Source organism: Sphaerisporangium viridialbum (genome assembly GCF_049674955.1).
Lineage (GTDB): Bacteria > Actinomycetota > Actinomycetes > Streptosporangiales > Streptosporangiaceae > Sphaerisporangium > Sphaerisporangium viridialbum.
The window spans coordinates 3,868,664-3,886,018 of the sequence record NZ_CP187232.1 but is presented as its reverse complement, the minus strand read 5'-3'; the positions used below and the strand labels follow the sequence as shown (position 1 = coordinate 3,886,018).

Annotated in this window: 16 protein-coding genes; 6 read left to right on the top strand and 10 right to left on the bottom strand. The window is 71.2% G+C overall.

The genetic code is table 11. The annotated features are described in order from the left end of the window. Positions 1-49 precede the first annotated feature (49 nt). Together mihF and ACOZ38_RS17120 are read left to right on the top strand one after the other, a co-directional pair. Complete coding sequence (gene mihF / locus ACOZ38_RS17125; protein WP_358556588.1) at positions 50-358, top strand: integration host factor, actinobacterial type; 309 nt, start codon at positions 50-52, stop codon at positions 356-358. Positions 359-502: 144 nt separating this feature from the next. Continuing rightward, positions 503-844 carry a hypothetical protein gene (locus ACOZ38_RS17120; protein ID WP_405147943.1) on the top strand — a complete coding sequence of 114 codons (342 nt, stop codon included), beginning with the start codon at positions 503-505 and terminating at the stop codon, positions 842-844. Here ACOZ38_RS17120 and ACOZ38_RS17115 read toward each other — a convergent pair. The 4 genes from ACOZ38_RS17115 to ACOZ38_RS17100 all read right to left on the bottom strand — a co-directional run bounded on the left by ACOZ38_RS17115 (position 841) and on the right by ACOZ38_RS17100 (position 5,354). Continuing rightward, positions 841-1,305: a cupin domain-containing protein gene (locus ACOZ38_RS17115; RefSeq protein WP_405147942.1), complete on the bottom strand. Its 465-nt coding sequence runs from the start codon at positions 1,303-1,305 to the stop codon at positions 841-843. The two genes, ACOZ38_RS17120 and ACOZ38_RS17115, sit on opposite strands and share 4 nt — an antisense overlap. Before the next feature lie 178 nt (positions 1,306-1,483). Continuing rightward, complete coding sequence (locus ACOZ38_RS17110) at positions 1,484-2,314, bottom strand: hypothetical protein (RefSeq protein ID WP_424531755.1); 831 nt, start codon at positions 2,312-2,314, stop codon at positions 1,484-1,486. 159 nt (positions 2,315-2,473) lie between these two features. Further along, on the bottom strand, positions 2,474-3,439 hold the full coding sequence (locus ACOZ38_RS17105; RefSeq protein ID WP_424531753.1) for a hypothetical protein: 966 nt from the start codon (positions 3,437-3,439) through the stop codon (positions 2,474-2,476). Positions 3,440-3,512: 73 nt separating this feature from the next. After that, positions 3,513-5,354: an AMP-dependent synthetase/ligase gene (locus ACOZ38_RS17100; RefSeq protein WP_424531752.1), complete on the bottom strand. Its 1,842-nt coding sequence runs from the start codon at positions 5,352-5,354 to the stop codon at positions 3,513-3,515. A gap of 202 nt (positions 5,355-5,556) precedes the next feature. Here ACOZ38_RS17100 and ACOZ38_RS17095 point away from each other — a divergent pair, with 202 nt between their 5' ends. After that, the gene (locus ACOZ38_RS17095; RefSeq protein ID WP_424531750.1) at positions 5,557-7,083 is read left to right on the top strand and encodes a peptide MFS transporter; all 1,527 of its coding nucleotides are present in this window, start codon (positions 5,557-5,559) and stop codon (positions 7,081-7,083) included. Between the two features lie 6 nt (positions 7,084-7,089). Here the strand turns inward: ACOZ38_RS17095 and ACOZ38_RS17090 are convergent, their stop codons facing one another. Further along, positions 7,090-8,550 (bottom strand): PLP-dependent aminotransferase family protein, encoded by a 1,461-nt coding sequence (locus ACOZ38_RS17090; RefSeq protein ID WP_424531748.1) that lies wholly within the window; start codon positions 8,548-8,550, stop codon positions 7,090-7,092. A 63-nt stretch (positions 8,551-8,613) separates the two neighbouring features. Between ACOZ38_RS17090 and ACOZ38_RS17085 the strand changes: the two genes are divergently transcribed. Together ACOZ38_RS17085 and ACOZ38_RS17080 are read left to right on the top strand one after the other, a co-directional pair. Continuing rightward, complete coding sequence (locus ACOZ38_RS17085; RefSeq protein ID WP_424531747.1) at positions 8,614-9,219, top strand: YczE/YyaS/YitT family protein; 606 nt, start codon at positions 8,614-8,616, stop codon at positions 9,217-9,219. A 51-nt stretch (positions 9,220-9,270) separates the two neighbouring features. Further along, positions 9,271-11,079, top strand: a complete 1,809-nt coding sequence (locus ACOZ38_RS17080; protein WP_424531745.1) for a glycoside hydrolase family 15 protein — start codon at positions 9,271-9,273, stop codon at positions 11,077-11,079. On the opposite strand, the gene ACOZ38_RS17075 is transcribed toward ACOZ38_RS17080, so the two are convergent. Continuing rightward, on the bottom strand, positions 11,076-11,975 hold the full coding sequence (locus ACOZ38_RS17075) for a hypothetical protein (protein WP_405147928.1): 900 nt from the start codon (positions 11,973-11,975) through the stop codon (positions 11,076-11,078). The two genes, ACOZ38_RS17080 and ACOZ38_RS17075, sit on opposite strands and share 4 nt — an antisense overlap. Positions 11,976-12,021: 46 nt before the next feature. Continuing rightward, complete coding sequence (locus ACOZ38_RS17070) at positions 12,022-12,948, bottom strand: S66 peptidase family protein (protein WP_424531743.1); 927 nt, start codon at positions 12,946-12,948, stop codon at positions 12,022-12,024. A gap of 185 nt (positions 12,949-13,133) precedes the next feature. Between ACOZ38_RS17070 and ACOZ38_RS17065 the strand changes: the two genes are divergently transcribed. Continuing rightward, positions 13,134-14,018: a sulfotransferase family protein gene (locus ACOZ38_RS17065; RefSeq protein WP_405147926.1), complete on the top strand. Its 885-nt coding sequence runs from the start codon at positions 13,134-13,136 to the stop codon at positions 14,016-14,018. A 13-nt stretch (positions 14,019-14,031) separates the two neighbouring features. On the opposite strand, the gene ACOZ38_RS17060 is transcribed toward ACOZ38_RS17065, so the two are convergent. The 3 genes from ACOZ38_RS17060 to ACOZ38_RS17050 all read right to left on the bottom strand — a co-directional run bounded on the left by ACOZ38_RS17060 (position 14,032) and on the right by ACOZ38_RS17050 (position 17,355). Further along, positions 14,032-15,906, bottom strand: coding sequence for an ABC transporter ATP-binding protein (locus ACOZ38_RS17060; RefSeq protein WP_424531740.1), 1,875 nt, complete (start codon positions 15,904-15,906; stop codon positions 14,032-14,034). Between the two features lie 164 nt (positions 15,907-16,070). Further along, on the bottom strand, positions 16,071-16,997 hold the full coding sequence (locus ACOZ38_RS17055; RefSeq protein ID WP_424531739.1) for an enoyl-CoA hydratase/isomerase family protein: 927 nt from the start codon (positions 16,995-16,997) through the stop codon (positions 16,071-16,073). A gap of 142 nt (positions 16,998-17,139) precedes the next feature. Next, a complete protein-coding gene (locus ACOZ38_RS17050) occupies positions 17,140-17,355 on the bottom strand; it encodes a helix-turn-helix domain-containing protein (RefSeq protein ID WP_093173121.1) in 216 nt (71 codons plus the stop codon).

The window sequence follows — 17,355 nt, the reverse complement described above, 5'->3', positions numbered from 1 at the left end:
CAGCGGCCGGTCACACGGCCGACGATCTCGACCCCCAAGGAGAACCCCCATGGCCCTCCCCGTCCTCACCCCCGAACAGCGCCAGGCGGCTCTGGTCAAGGCGACCGAGGCCCGGCAGGCCCGCGCCGCGCTCCTCGCCCAGCTGAAGACCGGCGACCTGACCCTGGCCGAGCTCCTCAAGCGGGAGGACGACACCGCCAAGAAGATCAAGGTCTCGCAGGCCCTGCGCGCGCTCTCGGGCATCGGCCCGACGAAGGCCGCCGCGCTCATGGAGCGCGCCGGCGTCGACGACAAGCGACGCATCGGCGGCCTCGGCGTCCAGCAGCGTCGGAAGCTTGTCGACGCCGTCTCGTCCTGAGCGTGCCCTCCTTGATCCGGCCGGAGGCAGGGACGGCGATCCGGCCGTCCCTGCGCCAGCCGATCATCGGAGGACCGGAGGCATTTTCCCCGGAGTCCCCAGCGCATAGTCTCCCAATAACGACATCGCTGCGGGAGGCGACCTTTGAGCAAGCTCACGGAAGACGAGCGCAGGGACCTGGCCGACATCCTGTCCAGCCCTGAGCTCAACGATCCACGGGTGCACGCCGACCGCGAGGTGGGGCAGCAGCTCGCCGACTTCTTCCGCAAGGACATGCCCGACGTGGACGAGGTGGTCATCGGGCGCGTCTTCCTGCGGACCGCGGTCACGATGACCCAGCTCGGGGACGCGGGGATGCCCCTTGAGCAGATCGCCAACATCTTCACGCTGAGCGCGCTCGACCTGACGGCCCTGGAGCTCGCGCGGGGCATCGAGGCCCTGCCGGAGCCCGCGCCGCGCGACGACCCGGCGGCGCCGGAGGGCTAGGCCCCTGAGCCGCCCTCGGGCGGGCGGAGGTCGGGGAGATTCACCACGATCGCCTCCTGGGTGCTGCGCGCGATCACGACGACCGCCTCGCTGTCGGGGTCGGGGTTCTCCTCGCGGTGGGGCACGAACGGCGGCACGAAGACGTAGTCGCCCGGCCGGGCCTCGATGCGCACCTCGCGCGGCTCGTCGCCGTCGAGATCGAGGAAGACGAACGACGGCGTGCCGCTGACCACGTAGATGGCGGTCTCGGAGTCGCCGTGGTGGTGGTTGGCGGAGACGGTGGCGGGCGCGACGTGGGTCTGCCCCATCCACAGCCTCCTCGCGCCCACGGTCGTGTCGCTGATCGCGGCGCGGCGGGCCATGCCGGGGGTCTGGGCCGTCTCGGCGCTCAGGTCGCCCTGCCCCACGTGGTGCAGGCGCCGATGGAACGGATCCCCGGATGTCGCATGGTCTTCTGACACGGCGCTCTCCCCCTCCCCGATGCCCGTCGGACGTCTTCTCGAAGCATAGGACGGGCGGGCGCGTGCCCGCGTCCCCACGAAGCCGCCCACAGCGTCCCACGACGGCCCCTGGACGGCCGGAACGCCTGGCTCCCGGGAGTTCCCGGGGGCCAGGCGTTCCGGTTGGTCAGGCCAAGGACTAGCGGACGACCTTCACGTAGTCGGTCGCCGACGACCCGTACAGGCCGCGCGAGCCCTCGAACACGACCTTCCACGTGCCGGACCAGTAGGCCGGGATCTTCGTGTAGAAGGTTCCGTCCGGGTTGGTCTCGATGGTGTCGACGTACTCCCACTTGCCACCGTGGGCGCGGTTGAAGTACACCTTGATCTTCTGCCAGCCGAGCTGACGCCAGCTGTGCCAGCGGTAGTCGTCGTGGCAACGGTTGCCGCCCACCACGTAGGCGTCGCCGTCCCACCACCAGTCGCCGTAGCACCGGGCCGTCTCAAGCTTGCCCGAGAGCGACAGCTTGCGACCCTTCTTGACGGGCTCGGGGCTCGCGTCGAACCCCGTGATCCGCGTCGCGCGCGGACCGCGGTGACGGTCCTGCACGACCTTCACGTAGAAGGAGGACTTGGCCCTCGCGACCTTGCCGTCCTGGCCGATCGCCTCGACGTAGACGACCCACTTCCCGTCCGGATCGTGCCGGTCGAGAACGATCGTCTTGGCCCAGGTCTTCCACTCGCCACTGGACGCCTTCGCGGCCCCGGGGCAGGGGTTGCAGTCGCGCTGACCACCCTGTCCCGTCGGCTCGAAGTCGAACTTCACGTCCTCGGCGCCCACGGTCTCGACCGTGGCCGTCACCGCGACGTGATCGCTTCCACGGATGACCACCGGGTCCGGGGTCACCTTGATGGACTCGATGCTCACCGCGGTGTCCGGCGCCGTGTCTGCCAGCGCCGGCGCCACCACACCGAGCGCCGAAGCGCCCATGGTGGCCGCTACCAGGGCGGTAGCGATGCGTTTCATCATGCGGAACTTCCTCTCCCCGTAGAGAAAGGCATCCCAATTGGGGGTGTGCCTACGTCATAGACGTTTTAAGGCACCCAAAAGTTGCCAGGCAACTCCCAGCAAATAATTACAAATTGGACACTTTGCCGCTTTGCATGACCGGAAATATAGCCGTTTGTCCTAGTTTCGAGCTACATGTCTAGCGGAGGCCGAAATATGGGCGTAATGGTGTGTTCCGGGATAGAAGACGCGCCACGTGCCATGTGCCCGCTTTACTCGTCTGACGAAGCGGCCGTCCCTGTTGGTGCTGGCCTTGGCCACGGTCTTCCACGTCTTCCCGCCGTGCTTCCTGAACTGCAGGGTGACGCGCTGCCTGGGGAAGGACCAGTAGTCGAACCTGCCGGTCGGGTCGACGCGCATGAGCGTCCCCGACAGCCGTACGGCCCGATGCCGCTTCCTCGCGCGGCCCACCTGGATGCCGCTGAGCACCGTCGCCTTCTTGAACAGGAAGGACGAGGACGCGGTGACGCGCGCGCCCCGGGCGTTCCTGGCGGTCGCGATCGCCCGCCACCGGCCCGAGGGGTACCACCGGGTGAGGCCGACTGGCGGGTTGAACCGCCACATCTCCCACCTCTGGCCGGTCTTCCCCTGGACGGGCACCGGCCCCTCCGCGGCACGGGGCGCCAGCGGGGATGGGCCGCCGGGCGCCCAGGGCGTGCCGCCGCCGAGGCGGGACGGGGCGGCGGGACGGGAGCGGGCCCGCCGCCCGCCGGGCTCGACCCGCAGGGCCACCCCGTCCGGGCCGGACACGCCCCTGGCCACCACCTCGACCACCAGGCGCACCGCGCCCTTGGGCCCGGCGACCGGGGTGCGCGGGCGGACCCGCACCGAGCGGATGGCGGGCCGTTCCCGCGCAGGAGCGGGCGCCCTGACGGCGGAGGCGGGCGCCTTCGCGGCCGGAGGCGGCGCCTTGGCCGCGGGCGGGGTGGCCTTCGCGGCGGGAGGCGAGATCGTCTCGACCGCCGGTTCGCGCGGGCGCGGGGGCGGCTCCACCGTCCGTCCGGCGAAGGAGGGGGGCGCCTCCGCCAGGACCGTGAGCGCGGCCAGCCCCACCGCCGACGACGTGAGCAAACGTCTCATGGTCATGGCCTGGAGGCTAGGGACCGGGAGGTAACGGCCCGGGACCGACACGCTCCTCCCCCGGCAAAACGCCGCCCGGTCAGCTCTCGTACATCGAGCCGATCACCTCGGCGTACTTCGCGTGGATGACGCGGCGCTTGAGCTTGAGGCTGGGCGTGAGCTCCTCGGTCTCGGCGGTCCACTCGCCGGGCAGCAGCCGCCACTTCTTGACCTGCTGGACCCTGGCGAGCTTCTCGTTGGCGACCGCGACGGCCGCCTCGACCTCCTTGACCACGTCGGGGTGCTCGGCGAACGCGGCCAACGAGGTGAACTCGATGCCGCGCCCCAGGGCCCACGCCGGGGCCACCTCGCCGTCGAGGGTGAGGATCGCCACGACGTACGGCCTGCGGTCGCCGTACACCAGGGCCTGGCCGATGAGCGGGTGCTCCTTGAGGAAGTTCTCGATGTTGGCCGGGGAGATGTTCTCGCCTCCGGCGGTGATGATGAGCTCCTTCTTGCGGTCGACGATGCGCACGAACCCGTCGTCGTCGATCGAACCGACGTCGCCGGTGTGCAGCCAGCCGTCCTCGTCGATGAGCTCGGCGCCGGCCTCGGGGCGGTTCAGGTAGCCGCTGGTGTTGGCGGGGCTGCGCGTGAGGATCTCGCCGTCCTCCGCGATGCGCACCTCGACGCCGGGGCCGGGACGGCCGACCGTGCCCAGCTTGAACTCCTCGGAGCTGTTGGCGGTGAACGCACCGCTCGTCTCGGTCATGCCGTACACGTCGAGGACCTTCAGCCCGAACCCGGCGAAGAAGCGCTGCACCTCAAGGGGCATGGGCGCGGCGGCGGTGGCGAGCCAGCGCGCCTCGTCCAGCCCGATCATGGACCGGATGATCGAGAGCAGCGCGGCGTCGGCGCGCTCGTACGCCGCGGCCACCTCGGGGCTCGGGACCTGGCCGTACTGCGAGCCCTCGACGTAGGCGAGCCCGGCCGCCATGCACGCGCGTACGTTCTCCTGCTGCTCTTCCGGCTGGGTGCTGAGCAGCGCCTGCAGGCGGGCCATCATCTTCTCGTAGACCCTCGGCACGCCGAAGAACAGCAACGGCTTGACCTGGCCGAGCACGGTGCCGAGCTGGGCGAGGTCGGTGCAGAAGTGGATGTGGGAGACCTTGAACACCGGCAGGTAGAGGCTGAGCACGCGCTCGGCGATGTGGGCGTAGGTCAGGTAGGAGATCTGCGCGCCATGGGTGGGGATGTTGGTCATGCGGTCGGTGGCGGCGACCTCGAAGAAGATGTTGGTGTGGGTCAGCGGCACGCCCTTGGGGTTGCCCGTGGTGCCGGAGGTGTAGAGCACGCTGAGCACGTCGCCGGCGGTGACGGCGGCGGCGCGCGCCTCCGCCGCCTCCGGGTCGGCGGCGAGCGCGCTCTCGCCGAACGCCAGGAAGTCGTCCCAGCTCATGAACAGCTCGCCGTCGGGCGTGTCCTCGAGGAGGATGACCTTGCGCAGGCCGGGCAGCTCGCCGAGGATCGGCTCCCAGCGCGCGAGGTCGGCCGCGCCGCCCAGCACCACGACGCGGGCGCCGACGTCCTTGGCGACGAAGGCGACCTGGTCGGGGGCGAAGGTGGCGTACACCGAGCAGGCCATGCCTCCGGCGTGGACCGCGCCGAGGTCGGCCAGCACGTGCTCGCTGCGGTTCACCATCATGAGGGCGACGGCCTCGCCGCGCGCGAGGCCGAGGGCGGAGAAGCCGGCGGCGATCGCGAGCACCCGGCGCCTGGCCTGCCCGTAGGTCAGGGTCGTCCAGCCGTCCTCGGCGGGGTCGGAGTAGGCGGGCGCGTCGGGGAAGCGCTCCGCCGTGAGCTTGAGCTGTTCGCAGATCGTGTGGCCGGTGATCTCCTGCTCGATCTCGGAACGTTCCGCAAGGACCCGGGGGTCGGCCATCTCACGCCTCCAGAAAGTGCCCACTTGCACGAGTGGCATGCATCGCACCACACGCCCTTCACCGGAGACAAGCCCCGGGAAGTGAGAAGAACGACCGCGCTTGCCCACCCCGGCCGATGGGCATTCATTCCACCACGAAGAGTAACCACCGAGCCAGGAATATCTCTACATATAGGGATATAGAGGACGTTCATTAATAAACGTGACTTCTGATGGTGAACGCGGGGACGGGGGGCGGGCCGGCATGGCCGGAGAGGCCGGGGAGCGCGAGCGGGAGAAGACGGTGTTCGGGCACCCGCGCGGCATCATCACGCTCTTCCTCACCGAGATGTGGGAGCGGTTCAGCTTCTACGGGCTGCGCGCCATCCTCTACTTCTTCCTCATCGCCACCGCGGCCGGCGGCGGCCTCGGCCTGCCCAAGCCCACCGCGACCGCCGTCGTCGGGGTGTACGGGGCGCTGATCTACCTGCTCGCGCTGCCGGGCGGCTGGATCGCCGACCGCGTACTCGGGGCGCGCAGGGCCGTGCTGGTCGGCGGCTCGATCATCATGCTGGGCCACATCTGCATGGCGATCCCGATCAGGGGGGCCGCGCTGATCTGGCTCGGGCTGGCCCTGATCGTGCTCGGCACCGGACTGCTCAAGCCGAACATCTCCACGATGGTGGGCGAGTTGTACCCCGAGGGGGAGAACGCCCGGCGCGACGCGGGCTTCTCCATCTTCTACCTGGGCATCAACCTCGGCGCCTTCATCGCCCCCTACGTGGTCAGCAACCTCGCCAAGGACGACCGGTGGCACCTCGGCTTCGGCGCCGCGGCGGTCGGCATGGCGATCGGCCTGACCCAGTACGTCATCGGCGGACGGCACCTGCGGGGCGTCGGGGAGACGCCCGGCCACCGCCTGACCCCCGGGGAACGCCGGCACTTCGGGCTCGTCATCCTGGCCGGCCTGCTCGTGGCGGTCGTGGCGATCGCCCTGTGGGCGGCGACCGGCACGCTCAACGTCGACCGCTTCACCGTCGTGCTGACCGCTCTCACGATCGCGGTCCCGGTCCTCTACTTCGCCTACATCCTGCTCGGCAGCCACAACCTGACGGCCGACGAGCGGCTGAAGATGAAGGCCTACATCTGGCTGTTCGTCGCGGCCTCGATCTTCTGGATGATCTACGACCTGGCGCCGACCGTGCTGAACGAGTTCGCGGCGTCGAAGACCGACCTGGAGATCTTCGGCCATCGCATCACGGCCGCCACCACGCAGTCGTTCAACCCCCTGCTCATCATGATCTTCGTGCCGGTCTTCGCGGTCCTGTGGGTCAGGCTCGGCAACCGGGTGGGGGCCGCCCAGAAGTTCGCCTTCGGGCTGTTCGTGATCGGTGTGAGCTTCGTGGTGATGGCGCTGGTGGCCCGCCTGGCGGAGTTCGGCAAGGTCTCGGTCTGGTGGCTGTTCCTGGTGTACCTCATCCAGGTGTTCGGCGAGCTGTCCCTCAGCCCGGTCGGCCTGTCGGTCACCGTGGAGCTGGCCCCGCGCGCCTTCAAGAGCCAGATGCTCGGCGTGTGGTTCCTGTCGTTCGCCGTCGGGGACGCCATCGGGGGCCAGACGGCGCGGCTGCTGAGGTTCATCTCCCTGCCCGCGTACTTCGTCACGCTGGCCGCCATCGCGATCGTGGCGGCCGGCGTCCTGCTGGCGTTCTCCCACAGGCTCCGCGTCCTGATGGGCGAGGAGCGGGGCTGAGGCCGCTCACAGGGTGGGCGTCAGCGGGGCTCCCGCGCGCGCTCCGTACGGGGCGGCCTGCGAGCCGGGAGAGGACGCGAGAGCCCTCGCCGCCGCGAGGCGGCGGGCCGCTTCGGTCAGCGCGTGCGGCGGCATGGTGAACGGCAGGCGCAGGTAGCGCTCCAGCGTGCCGTCCACGCCGAACCACGGGCCCGGCGCCAGCCGTACGCCGTGGGCCGCCGCGGCGTCGGCGAGCGGCGTGGCGATCGGGGAGTCCAGTCGCACCCACAGCGAGCCGCCGCCCTTCGGCACGGTGAACCGCCATTCGGGCAGCTCCGCGCGGAGCACCTCGACCAGTGCCGACCGCGAGGCCCCGAGCGTGCGGCCGCGCTCCGCCCTGGTCTCCTCGATGCGCTCGAACAGGTGGGTCACCACGAGCTGCTCGAAGAGCGGCGAGGCGACGTCGACGGAGGAGCGGAGCACGGCCAGGCGCCGGATCAGCGCGGCCGTGCCCCGGATCCAGCCGATGCGCAGGCCGCCCCACCACAGCTTGGAGGCCGACCCGACGCTGATCACCCGGCCGTCGGTGTCGTGGGCCGCCAGCGGTGAGGTCGCGGGCACCTCGTCGATGGCCAGCTCGGCCCAGCTCTCGTCCACCACCAGCGTCGTGTCGTACCGTCGCGCGGCGTCCGCCAGCGCGGCCCGGTCACCCTCGCCCATGAGGTGGCCGGTGGGGTTCTGGAAGTCGGGGATGACGTAGGCGAGGCGCGCCGCCGACTGGCGCATCGCGCAGGTCACCAGGTCGAGGTTCCAGCCGTCGTCGGCTATGCCCACCGGGACCAGCCGCGCGCCGCGCATGCGGGCGGCGTCCAGCGCGTGCGGGTACGTCGGGGACTCCACCAGCACCGGGTCGCCCTGCCCGGCCAGCAGCGTCATCAGCAGGTGGACGGCGTGCTGCGCGCCACCGGTGACGAGGATCTGGTCGGGCCGGGTGGCGAGGCCGCGGGCGCCGTAACGGGCGGCGATGGCCTCGCGCAGCGGGCGCACGCCCACCGGCTCGTACCCGGTGCCGAGGCCGTAGCGGGGGTAGGCCTCGGTCGCGGCGGCGATGGCGTCGGGCAGCAGGCCCGTCGCGGCCGGGGCCGCGGAGTGCAGCGGGAGCAGGCCGTCGCCGTCGGGGGCGATCCACGGGTTCTCGGTGCCCAGCAGCGCGCCCGGCTCGGGCAGCGCCGTCCAGCTCCCCGCGCCCTGGCGGCTGTCGAGGAACCCCTGCTCGCGCAGCCGGTCGTAGGCGGTGGTGACGGTGGTGCGGCTGACGCCGAGCGCCTCGGCCAGGTGGCGTTCGGCGGGCATGCGCACCCGCGTGGGCAGCCGCCCGTCGAGGATCAGCGTGCGCACCGTCTCGGCGAGCGCCCGGTAGTACGGCCGGGCGTCCCGGGGGACCTCGACGAGCCTGGCGAGCTGTGGCCCGCTGAGATAACGCTCCATCAGGCCACTTTCTCTGATTGGCCCTTTAAGTGCAATCAATGGCATCGGAAGACTGGCCCCATCATGAGCGACATCTCCCTCCCCCACCTGGGATCGATTCCCAACCGGTTGCTGCGCCTGTACGCCGGGCTGGCCCTCTACGGCGCCGGGATCGGACTGCAGGTCGAGTCCAGGCTCGGCAACGACCCGTGGGACGTGTTCCACCAGGGCCTGTCCGTGCGCACCGGCTGGTCGATCGGCACGTGGATCATCCTGGTCGGCGCCATCGTGATGGTCTTCTGGATCCCGCTGAGGCAGCGCCCCGGGATCGGCACGATCAGCAATATCGTGTTCCTCGGGCTCTTCGCCGACATGACGATCTGGCTGGCCCCCACGCCGGACGCCCTGGCGGTGCGCTGGGTCTACCTGCTGGCCGCCGTGGTGTCCGTGGCCGCCGCCACCGGGCTCTACATCGGCGCCGGCATGGGCCCGGGCCCCCGGGACGGCCTGATGACCGGCCTCGCCCGCCTCGGGCTGTCGATCCGCACGGGGCGCACCTTGATCGAGCTGACCGTGCTCGGCGCAGGTTGGCTGCTCGGCGGCACCGTCGGCGTCGGCACCGTCGTGTTCGCCGTCGCGATCGGGCCGCTCACACAGTTCTTCATGCCTCTGATGCGCCCCAGGCGGTGACCCCCGCCGACCCGTGCGCCCCGGCGGCGGAACCGTACTAGCGTGACGGGCATGCGGATCGAGGACTACGCCATCATCGGCGACATGCAGTCGGCCGCCCTCGTCGGGCGCGACGGCTCCATCGACTGGCTCTGCCTGCCCCGTTTCGACTCCCCGGCCTGCTTCGCGGCGCTGCTCGGCGACGAGCGCAACGGCCACTGGTGGCTCGGCCCCGCCGGCCCGGAACGCCGGCTCAGCACCAGGCGCCGCTACCGCGAGAACACCTTGATCCTGGAGACCGAGTGGGACACCGAGGGCGGCACGGTGCGGGTCACCGACTTCATGCCGCCCCGGCAGGCCAATCCCGACCTGGTCCGCATCGTCGAGTGCGTGGCGGGCAGCGTCGAGATGGGCACGCAGATCCGCATCCGCTTCGACTACGGCCGCATCGTGCCCTGGGTGCGCCGCAGCGACGGGCTGCTGCAGGCCATCGGCGGGCCCGACTCCGCCTGGCTGCACTCCCCCGTCCCGCTCCAGGGCGGTGACTACGCCCACAGGGCCACGTTCAGGATGTCGGCCGGCGAACGGCTGGCCTTCGTGTACACCTGGCACCCCTCCCACTCGCCCAGGCCCGAGCAGATCGACCCGATCAAGGAGCTCGACGAGACCGAGAAGATGTGGACCGAGTGGGTCGCCCAGTGCGAGCCCCGGGCCGAGAAGCAGTGGCGTGAGCCGGTCGTCCGCTCGCTGATCACGCTGAAGGCGCTGACCTACGCCCCCACCGGCGGCATCGTGGCGGCGGCCACGACCTCCCTGCCCGAGGACCTCGGCGGCGTCCGCAACTGGGACTACCGCTACTGCTGGCTGCGCGACGCCACGATGACGCTCGACGCTCTCATCGGCGCCGGGTACGTCGAGGAGGCGCGCGAGTGGCGCGAGTGGCTGCTGCGCGCCATCGCCGGCCGTCCCCAGGACCTCCAGATCATGTACGGCGTGGCGGGCGAGCGCCGCCTGCCCGAGACGGAGCTCTCCTGGCTGGACGGCTACGAGGACTCCCGGCCCGTGCGCATCGGCAACGCCGCGGTCGACCAGCTCCAGCTCGACGTCTACGGCGAGGTGATGAACTGCCTCTACCTGTCGCGCGCGTCGGGGCTGACCTCCATCTCCCGCACGTGGGCGATCCAGCGGTCGCTGATGGACTTCCTTGAGTCCCACTGGGACGAGCCCGACGAGGGGCTGTGGGAGGTGCGCGGGCCGCGCAGGCACTTCGTCCACTCCAAGGTGATGGCCTGGGTCGCCGCCGACCGCTCCATCCGGCAGATCGAGCGGTTCGGGCAGAACGGCCCGCTGGAGCGGTGGCGCGCCCTGCGCGACCGCATCCACGCCGAGGTGATGGAGAAGGGCTTCGACCCGGTCAGGAACACCTTCACCCAGTCGTACGGCTCACGCGAGCTGGACGCGTCCCTGCTGCTGATACCGCAGACCGGCTTCCTGCCCGCCGCCGACCCCCGCGTCGTCGGCACCATCGAGGCCATCGAGCGCGAGCTGATGTCCGACGACTTCGTGCTGCGCTACCCGATCGCCCAGACCAACTCCGTCGACGGCCTCGCCGGCGGGGAGGGGGCGTTCCTGGCGTGCAGCTTCTGGCTGGCCGAGGCGCGGGCCATGGTCGGCAGGCGGCCCGAGGCGGTCGAGCTGTTCGAGAAGCTGCTGTCGCTGCGGAACGACGTCGGGTTGCTGTCCGAGGAGTACGACCCGCGCTACGGCCGCCTGGTCGGCAACTTCCCGCAGGCCTTCAGCCACGTCCCGCTGATCCACACCGCCCACACGCTGTCGCGGGCCACCAGCACGCCCCGCTATGCCGAACTCCTCGGCGACTAGCGCCCCTGCGCGAGGTCGGCGAGCAGGCGGGCGAACTCCGGGGGCGGGGCGACGACCAAGCGGCGCTGGCCGTTCTGGATGACCAGATCGGCCTGGATCCGGGTCAGCCGCCCGTGGTTCCACCAGTAGACGTGCGGGCTCAGGCCGTCCTCGCGCGTGCGGTACTCCCTGCGGGCGAGCAGCCACAGCCGTTCGATGGCGCGCATCACCGACAGCCCGTCTATGGGGTGGACGACCATCTCCCCGGGGTGGGGGAAGGCGACCATGAGGCCGTCGGGCGAGACCAGCAGGTAGTCCTGGATCCTGCGCAGGTGCACGGCGGCGCTCACCGTCGACCCCGTCATGATCCAGGCCGGGGTGCCGTCGAGGTCGGCGCGCTCGGCGGACAGCTTCTCGTCCGCCAGCACGTTCTCCGCCGCGAGGTCCAGGGCCTCGGCCGGGGTGACGGGCCAGCAGAAGGCCTCCTCGGGCCGCACCGGGCGGCCGGATACCGTGAGGATCTCGACCAGGTCGGAGCCGACGTGGCGGCCGATCAGCCGGGACGGGTCGTCGTCCAGGCCGTCGGCGAGCACGACGCGCGTGCGGAGCAGCGGGCGGATCTGGGCGAGGTCGCACACGTCGGGCAGGTCGTCGGTACGGGCGACGGCGCGGGCCAGGTGGTCGGACACCAGCACGGGCCAGTCCTCGCGGGAGCGCCGCCCTGCCTCGCGGCGCAGCCCGGTGAGCCGCACCGTGATGTCGCGCGGCCCGGACAGCACCAGGGCCGATCCGTCGGACTCGAAGGCGTGGTCGTAGCCGAGGCTGTCGGCCACGAGCGCCAGTAGCGAGTCGAGGTCCACGTCTTCGATCGGGCGCCGTTGCGCGTCGGCCCGCCGGTTCCGGAATCGCCTGAACAAGCCCACGCAGGCTCCCTACTGACCGCTGTCTTCCCCCGGACCAGCGCTACAGTGCCGTAGCAGGGTCGCGGAACAGGCAAGTCAAAGAGCACGATTCGGTATCAATGACCGCGTCCGCTCCCATCCATGCGGTGAACTGTGGGGTTCCGTGCCCGATGGGCACCCCGGCGATCATCGGCACCCCCAGCGGCGCCAGCCGCTCGACGAGCACCCCCATCGGGTCCCCGCACCCCACCCACGAGCCGAGCACGACGCCGAGGGCGCCGTCCAGGCAGCCGGCCTGGAGCAGCTGGGTGAGCATGCGGTCGATGCGGTACGGCGCCTCGCCGACGTCCTCCAGCAGCACGACGTGCCCCTCCGCCCGCAGGGCGTACGGGGTGCCGCACAGGGCCGCGAGCAGCGACAGGTTGCCCCCGGTGAGCGGGCCCTCGGCGTGGCCGGACACGATCACCCGGTCGCCGGCGACCGGGGCGGGCATCTCCCTCTCGAACAGCGACGAGCACAGGTGGGCGAGCGAGTCCTTCTCCGGCCCCTCGTCGTCGCCCAGGGTCTGGCAGGCCGGCATCGGCCCGAAGCAGCTCGCCACGCCCAGCCGTACGGCGAACGCCTGGTGCAGGGCGGTGATGTCGCTCGACCCGAGCAGGATCTTGGGGCGGGCGGCCTCCATGGCGGGCCAGTCGAGCAGGTCGAGCAGGCGGGTGGCGCCGTAGCCGCCCCGGGCGCAGACCACCGCCCGGATGTCCGGGTCGCACCACGCCTCCTGCAGGTCGGCCGCCCTGCCCACGTCGGAGCCCGCGAGGTATCCCCGCCGGTTGAGCACCCTCGGCATGACGACGACGTCCAGGCCGATCTCGGTGAGGACCTGGCGTCCCCGTGCCAGGCGCACCGGGTCGACGGGCCCGGACGGCGCGACGATGGCCACCCGGTCGCCGGGGCGGAGCCGGGCCGGGATCCAGAGCCGGTGGCTGGTCATCGGGACGCTCCGCGAAGGTCGGCCGGCGAGTGGCGCGGCTCCGGTTTACGGATGACGAAAATCCCCGAATCGGATGAAACACCTGCCGCGATGAGTACTCTTACCCAGGTGACGCCATGTGCCACCGACGGGCGGGGCGTGGCCGGTTCGTTCACCTCGCAAAGGGTGTCAGACTGTCCTCACTTATGCGACCCCCGACCCACATTCTCGTGGTCAACGGCATCAAGGTCCGTAGGCCGGTGTTCGTGCTCGGCGCTCCGCACTCCGGCGCGGACCTCCTCGGGCGTGCCCTCAAACGCTCCCCCGGCTTCCACCTGACCATGGGCAGGGCCGCGGTCGCGCACGTCGTCTACGCGTTCGCGCGGCGGCCCTCGATCATGCGCAGGAAGGGCGGCGGCGCCGTGCGGGTGCTCCGCGACGCGCTCGCCGAGGCCTGGCAGATCGTCCCCGGCGCCTGCGCCGAGTGCCCCGCGGCGTGCCGGGAGGCCGGGGCCGTCACCGGGCCGGGCCCGTGCGCCTCGCCCGGCGGCGTCGTCAGGTTCGGCGACGCCAACCCCGACCTGCTCTACAGCGCCCCTGTGCTGCTCCAGGCGTTCCCCGACGCCCGGTTCGTGCAGCTCATCCGCGACGGCAGGGACGTCGCCGCCGACATGCTGGCCGACCGCGCCTCCATGAGCTGGTCGCGGCCGAGCATGCTCAGCGACGAGACCGAGTTCCCCAACCCCTTCCTCGGCGTCAACTCGAGCGAGCACCGCGACAAGTGGACGGTGATGGAGCCCGCCGGCAAGTGCGCCCTGCGCTGGCGCAGCGCCGTCCGCCTGAGCGCCGCGCTCCGCCAGGAGATCCCCCGCGACCAGCTCCTCACCGTGCGCTACGAGGACATGGCCGCCTCCCCCGCCGAGACGATCGCGACGATCTCCGGCTTCCTGGAGACCCGGGTCTCCAAGGTGGCCCTGTACGGCACGACCGCCCCCAAGGTGGGCGCGTGGCGTTCCCGCCTCAAGCCCGACCAGGCCTCACTGGTGGAGAAGATCGCCAGGGACGAGCTGACCAGGCTCGGCTACGTCTGAGCCGCGCCCCGGGTCACCTCTGCTGCTCGAACTGCGTGCGGTAGAGCTCGGCGTAGGCGCCCCTGGCGGCGAGCAGGTCGTCGTGGCGGCCCCGCTCGACCACGTGGCCGTCCTGGACCACCAGGATCGTGTCGGCCTCGCGGATCGTGGAGAGCCGGTGGGCGATCACCAGTGAGGTGCGGCCCGCGAGTGCCGTCTTGAGGGCCCGCTGGACGGCGGCCTCCGACTCGGAGTCCAGGTGGGCGGTGGCCTCGTCGAGCACGACGACGCGCGGCGCCTTCAGCAGCAGGCGGGCCAGCGCGACGCGCTGCTTCTCTCCCCCCGACAGGCGGTACCCCCGGTCGCCGACGACGGTGTCCAGGCCGTCGGGCAGCGCCTCGATCAGCTCGCCGATCTGCGCGGCGCGCAGGGCGTCCCAGATCTCCTCGTCGGTCGCGTCCGGGCGGGCGTAGCGGAGGTTGGCGCCGATCGTGTCATGGAACAGGTGGGCGTCCTGCATCACCACGCCCACGGTCTCGCGCAGGGACGCGAGGGTGGCGTCGCGCACGTCCACGCCGTTGACCCGCACCGCGCCGCCGGTCACGTCGTACAGGCGGGAGACCAGCGAGGTGATGGTGGTCTTGCCCGCGCCCGAATGCCCGACCAGCGCGACGAGCTCGCCGGGGTGGGCGGTGAAACCGACGCCCTTCAGCACCTCCTGGCTCGGGCCGGTGTCCGGCCGCGCGACCGACTCCAGGGAGGCGAGCGAGACCTCCTCCGCCGCCGGGTAGCGGAACTGGACGTCGTCGAACTCGATGGTGACCGGCCCGCTCGGCAGAGGCTCGGCGCCGGGCTTCTCGGCGACCATCGGCTTGAGGTCGAGGACCTCGAACACCCGGTCGAAGCTGACCAGGGCCGTCATGACGTCCACGTGGACGTTGGACAGGCTGGTCAGCGGGCCGTACAGGCGCATGAGCATCGCGGCGAGGGCGACCAGCGTGCCTATCTCGAAGGTGCCCTCGACGACCAGCACGCCGCCCGCGCCGTACACCAGCGCGGTCGCGAGCGCCGCGACCAGGCCGAGCGCCACCCGGAAGACCGTGCCGTACATGGCCACCGTGATGCCCACGTCGCGCACCCGGCCGGCGCGGTCGCCGAAGTTGACCGCCTCGTCCTCCGGGCGGCCGTACAGCTTGGCGACCATGGCCCCCGCCACGTTGAAGCGCTCGGTCATCACCGAGCTCATCTCGGCGTCGAGCTGCATCTGCTCGCGGGTGAGCTTGGACATGCGCCGGCCCACCAGGCGCGCGGGGAAGATGAAGATCGGCAACAGGACGAGGGCGACCAGCGTGACCTGCCAGGAGAGGATCAGCATCGCGCCGAGCACCATCACCAGGCTCACGACGTTGGACACCACGGCCGACAGCGTGCTGGTGATGGCGCGCTGCGCGCCGATGACGTCGCTGTTCAGCCGGGAGACCAGCGCGCCGGTCTGGGCGCGCATGAAGAACGCCACGGGCATGCGCTGCACGTGGTCGAAGACCTCGGTGCGCAGGTCGTAGATCAGCCCCTCACCGATGCGCGCGGAGAACCAGCGCTGCGCCAGCCCGAGCCCGGCGTCCATCAGGGCGAGCCCCGCGATCACCATGGACAGCGTGATGACCACCTCGGTGCGGCGCGGGATGATGCCCTGGTCGATGATCGACTTCAGCAGCAGCGGGTTGGCGATCACGATGGTCGCGTCGAGCACGACCAGCCCGAGGAAGGCGGCGATCTGCCAGCGGTACGGCTTGGCGTACCTGGCGATGCGCGGCACCGTGCCCGGCGTCAGCCGTTCCTTGGTGACCGAGCTGTCACGCCGCAGGGACCGCATCACCTGCGGCCCGTATCCCCCGCCCAACATCGTCATCTTCGTCCTTCGCCGGTCCTCTCCCCGTGTGTCCGGTACGAGGGCGCCTGCCCCCGTCTCCTCCTCCGGGCGAAGCACGGGAAATGGTCGCCTGATTCCCCGGTCAGCTCAGGGCGAACGATCACTCGCGGGCGCCGCCGCGACGTTCATGCCGTCTTCGCAGGTCAGGCCCTTCCGGGCCCTCCTTGGCCCGCGGCGCCGAACAGCTTCCTGATGCGCACGGTCTGCTCCGCGCGCTCTGCGGCGCTCTGCTGCTCAAGCGTCCTGCCAGGGGCGCCCTGGAGCAGCCGCTTGGTGGCCGCCGCCGCGTCCCTGTCGGTCGTGAGCAGGGCGCCGGCGAGCTCGCGCGTCGCCGCCGCGAGCTCGTCCCCAGGGACCACCCGCTCGGCGAGGCCGAGCCTCAGCGCCTCACCGGCCTCGATGACACGGGCGGTCAGGCAGATCTCCACGGCCCTCGCCACGCCGACGAGGTCGACCAGTGGCTTGGTGCCGGTCAGGTCGGGAACCAGCCCGAGAGCGGGCTCCTTCATGCAGAACCTGGCGTCGTCGGCCAGGATCCGCAGGTCGCAGGACAGGGCTAGTTGGAATCCGGCCCCGATCGCGTGTCCTTGAACCGCCGCGATCGACACGATGTCCGGGCGGCGCAACCACAGGAAGCCCTTCTGGGCCTCTGTGATCCGCTCCTCGAACGTATCGCCGTCGAGCGCGGCCGCGGACGCGAACGAGCCCTGCCCCGGCACTCCCTCCGGAGTGAACATTCGCAGGTCGATACCCGCTGAGAAGGACGGCCCCTCGCCTCGGACCACGACGACGCGCACCTGCTCCGGCAACTCTCTGCCGATCCGAGCAAGGGCCGACCAGGTGGCGAACGTCTGCGCGTTCCGCTTTTCCGGCCGGTCCAGTGTGATCGTCGCGATCTCGCCGTCCACCTCGAAGCACAGACCGACCTCCGCGAGCTCCTCGCCGCCGAGGGTCCTGTCAGCCTCACCGCGCACCCCTCCGGCACGCCTCAGCGCACCTTCCGTGCCCGGCTCGGCACCCTCGCCCGCCGAGATCGCCGCCGCACTCCCCCCAAACGTCGCTTCCGGCATCGCCCGCTCCGTCCGTGGTGTCGCTGTCCCGTCACGCCCGAACCCAGTGAGGTTCCAGAATCAGATTCTACCGGCGCGGGCGGGACGGGTTTCGACTGAACGGGACGAGCGGCTGCGGTCGCGCGTTTCCGAGGCGGCCGGTCTAGCGCTTCGACTTACCCCGGGTGGCCCCGCCGCGCCCGCGCAGAGTCACGCCGGACTCGCTGAGGATGCGGTGGATGAACCCGTATGACCTGCCGGTCGAAGCGGCCAGCGCGCGGATGCTCTCACCCGCGGCATAGCGCTTCTTAAGGTCGGCGGCCAGTTTTTCACGGTCGGCCCCGGTCACCCGGGTGCCCTTCTTCAGAGTCTCGGCCAC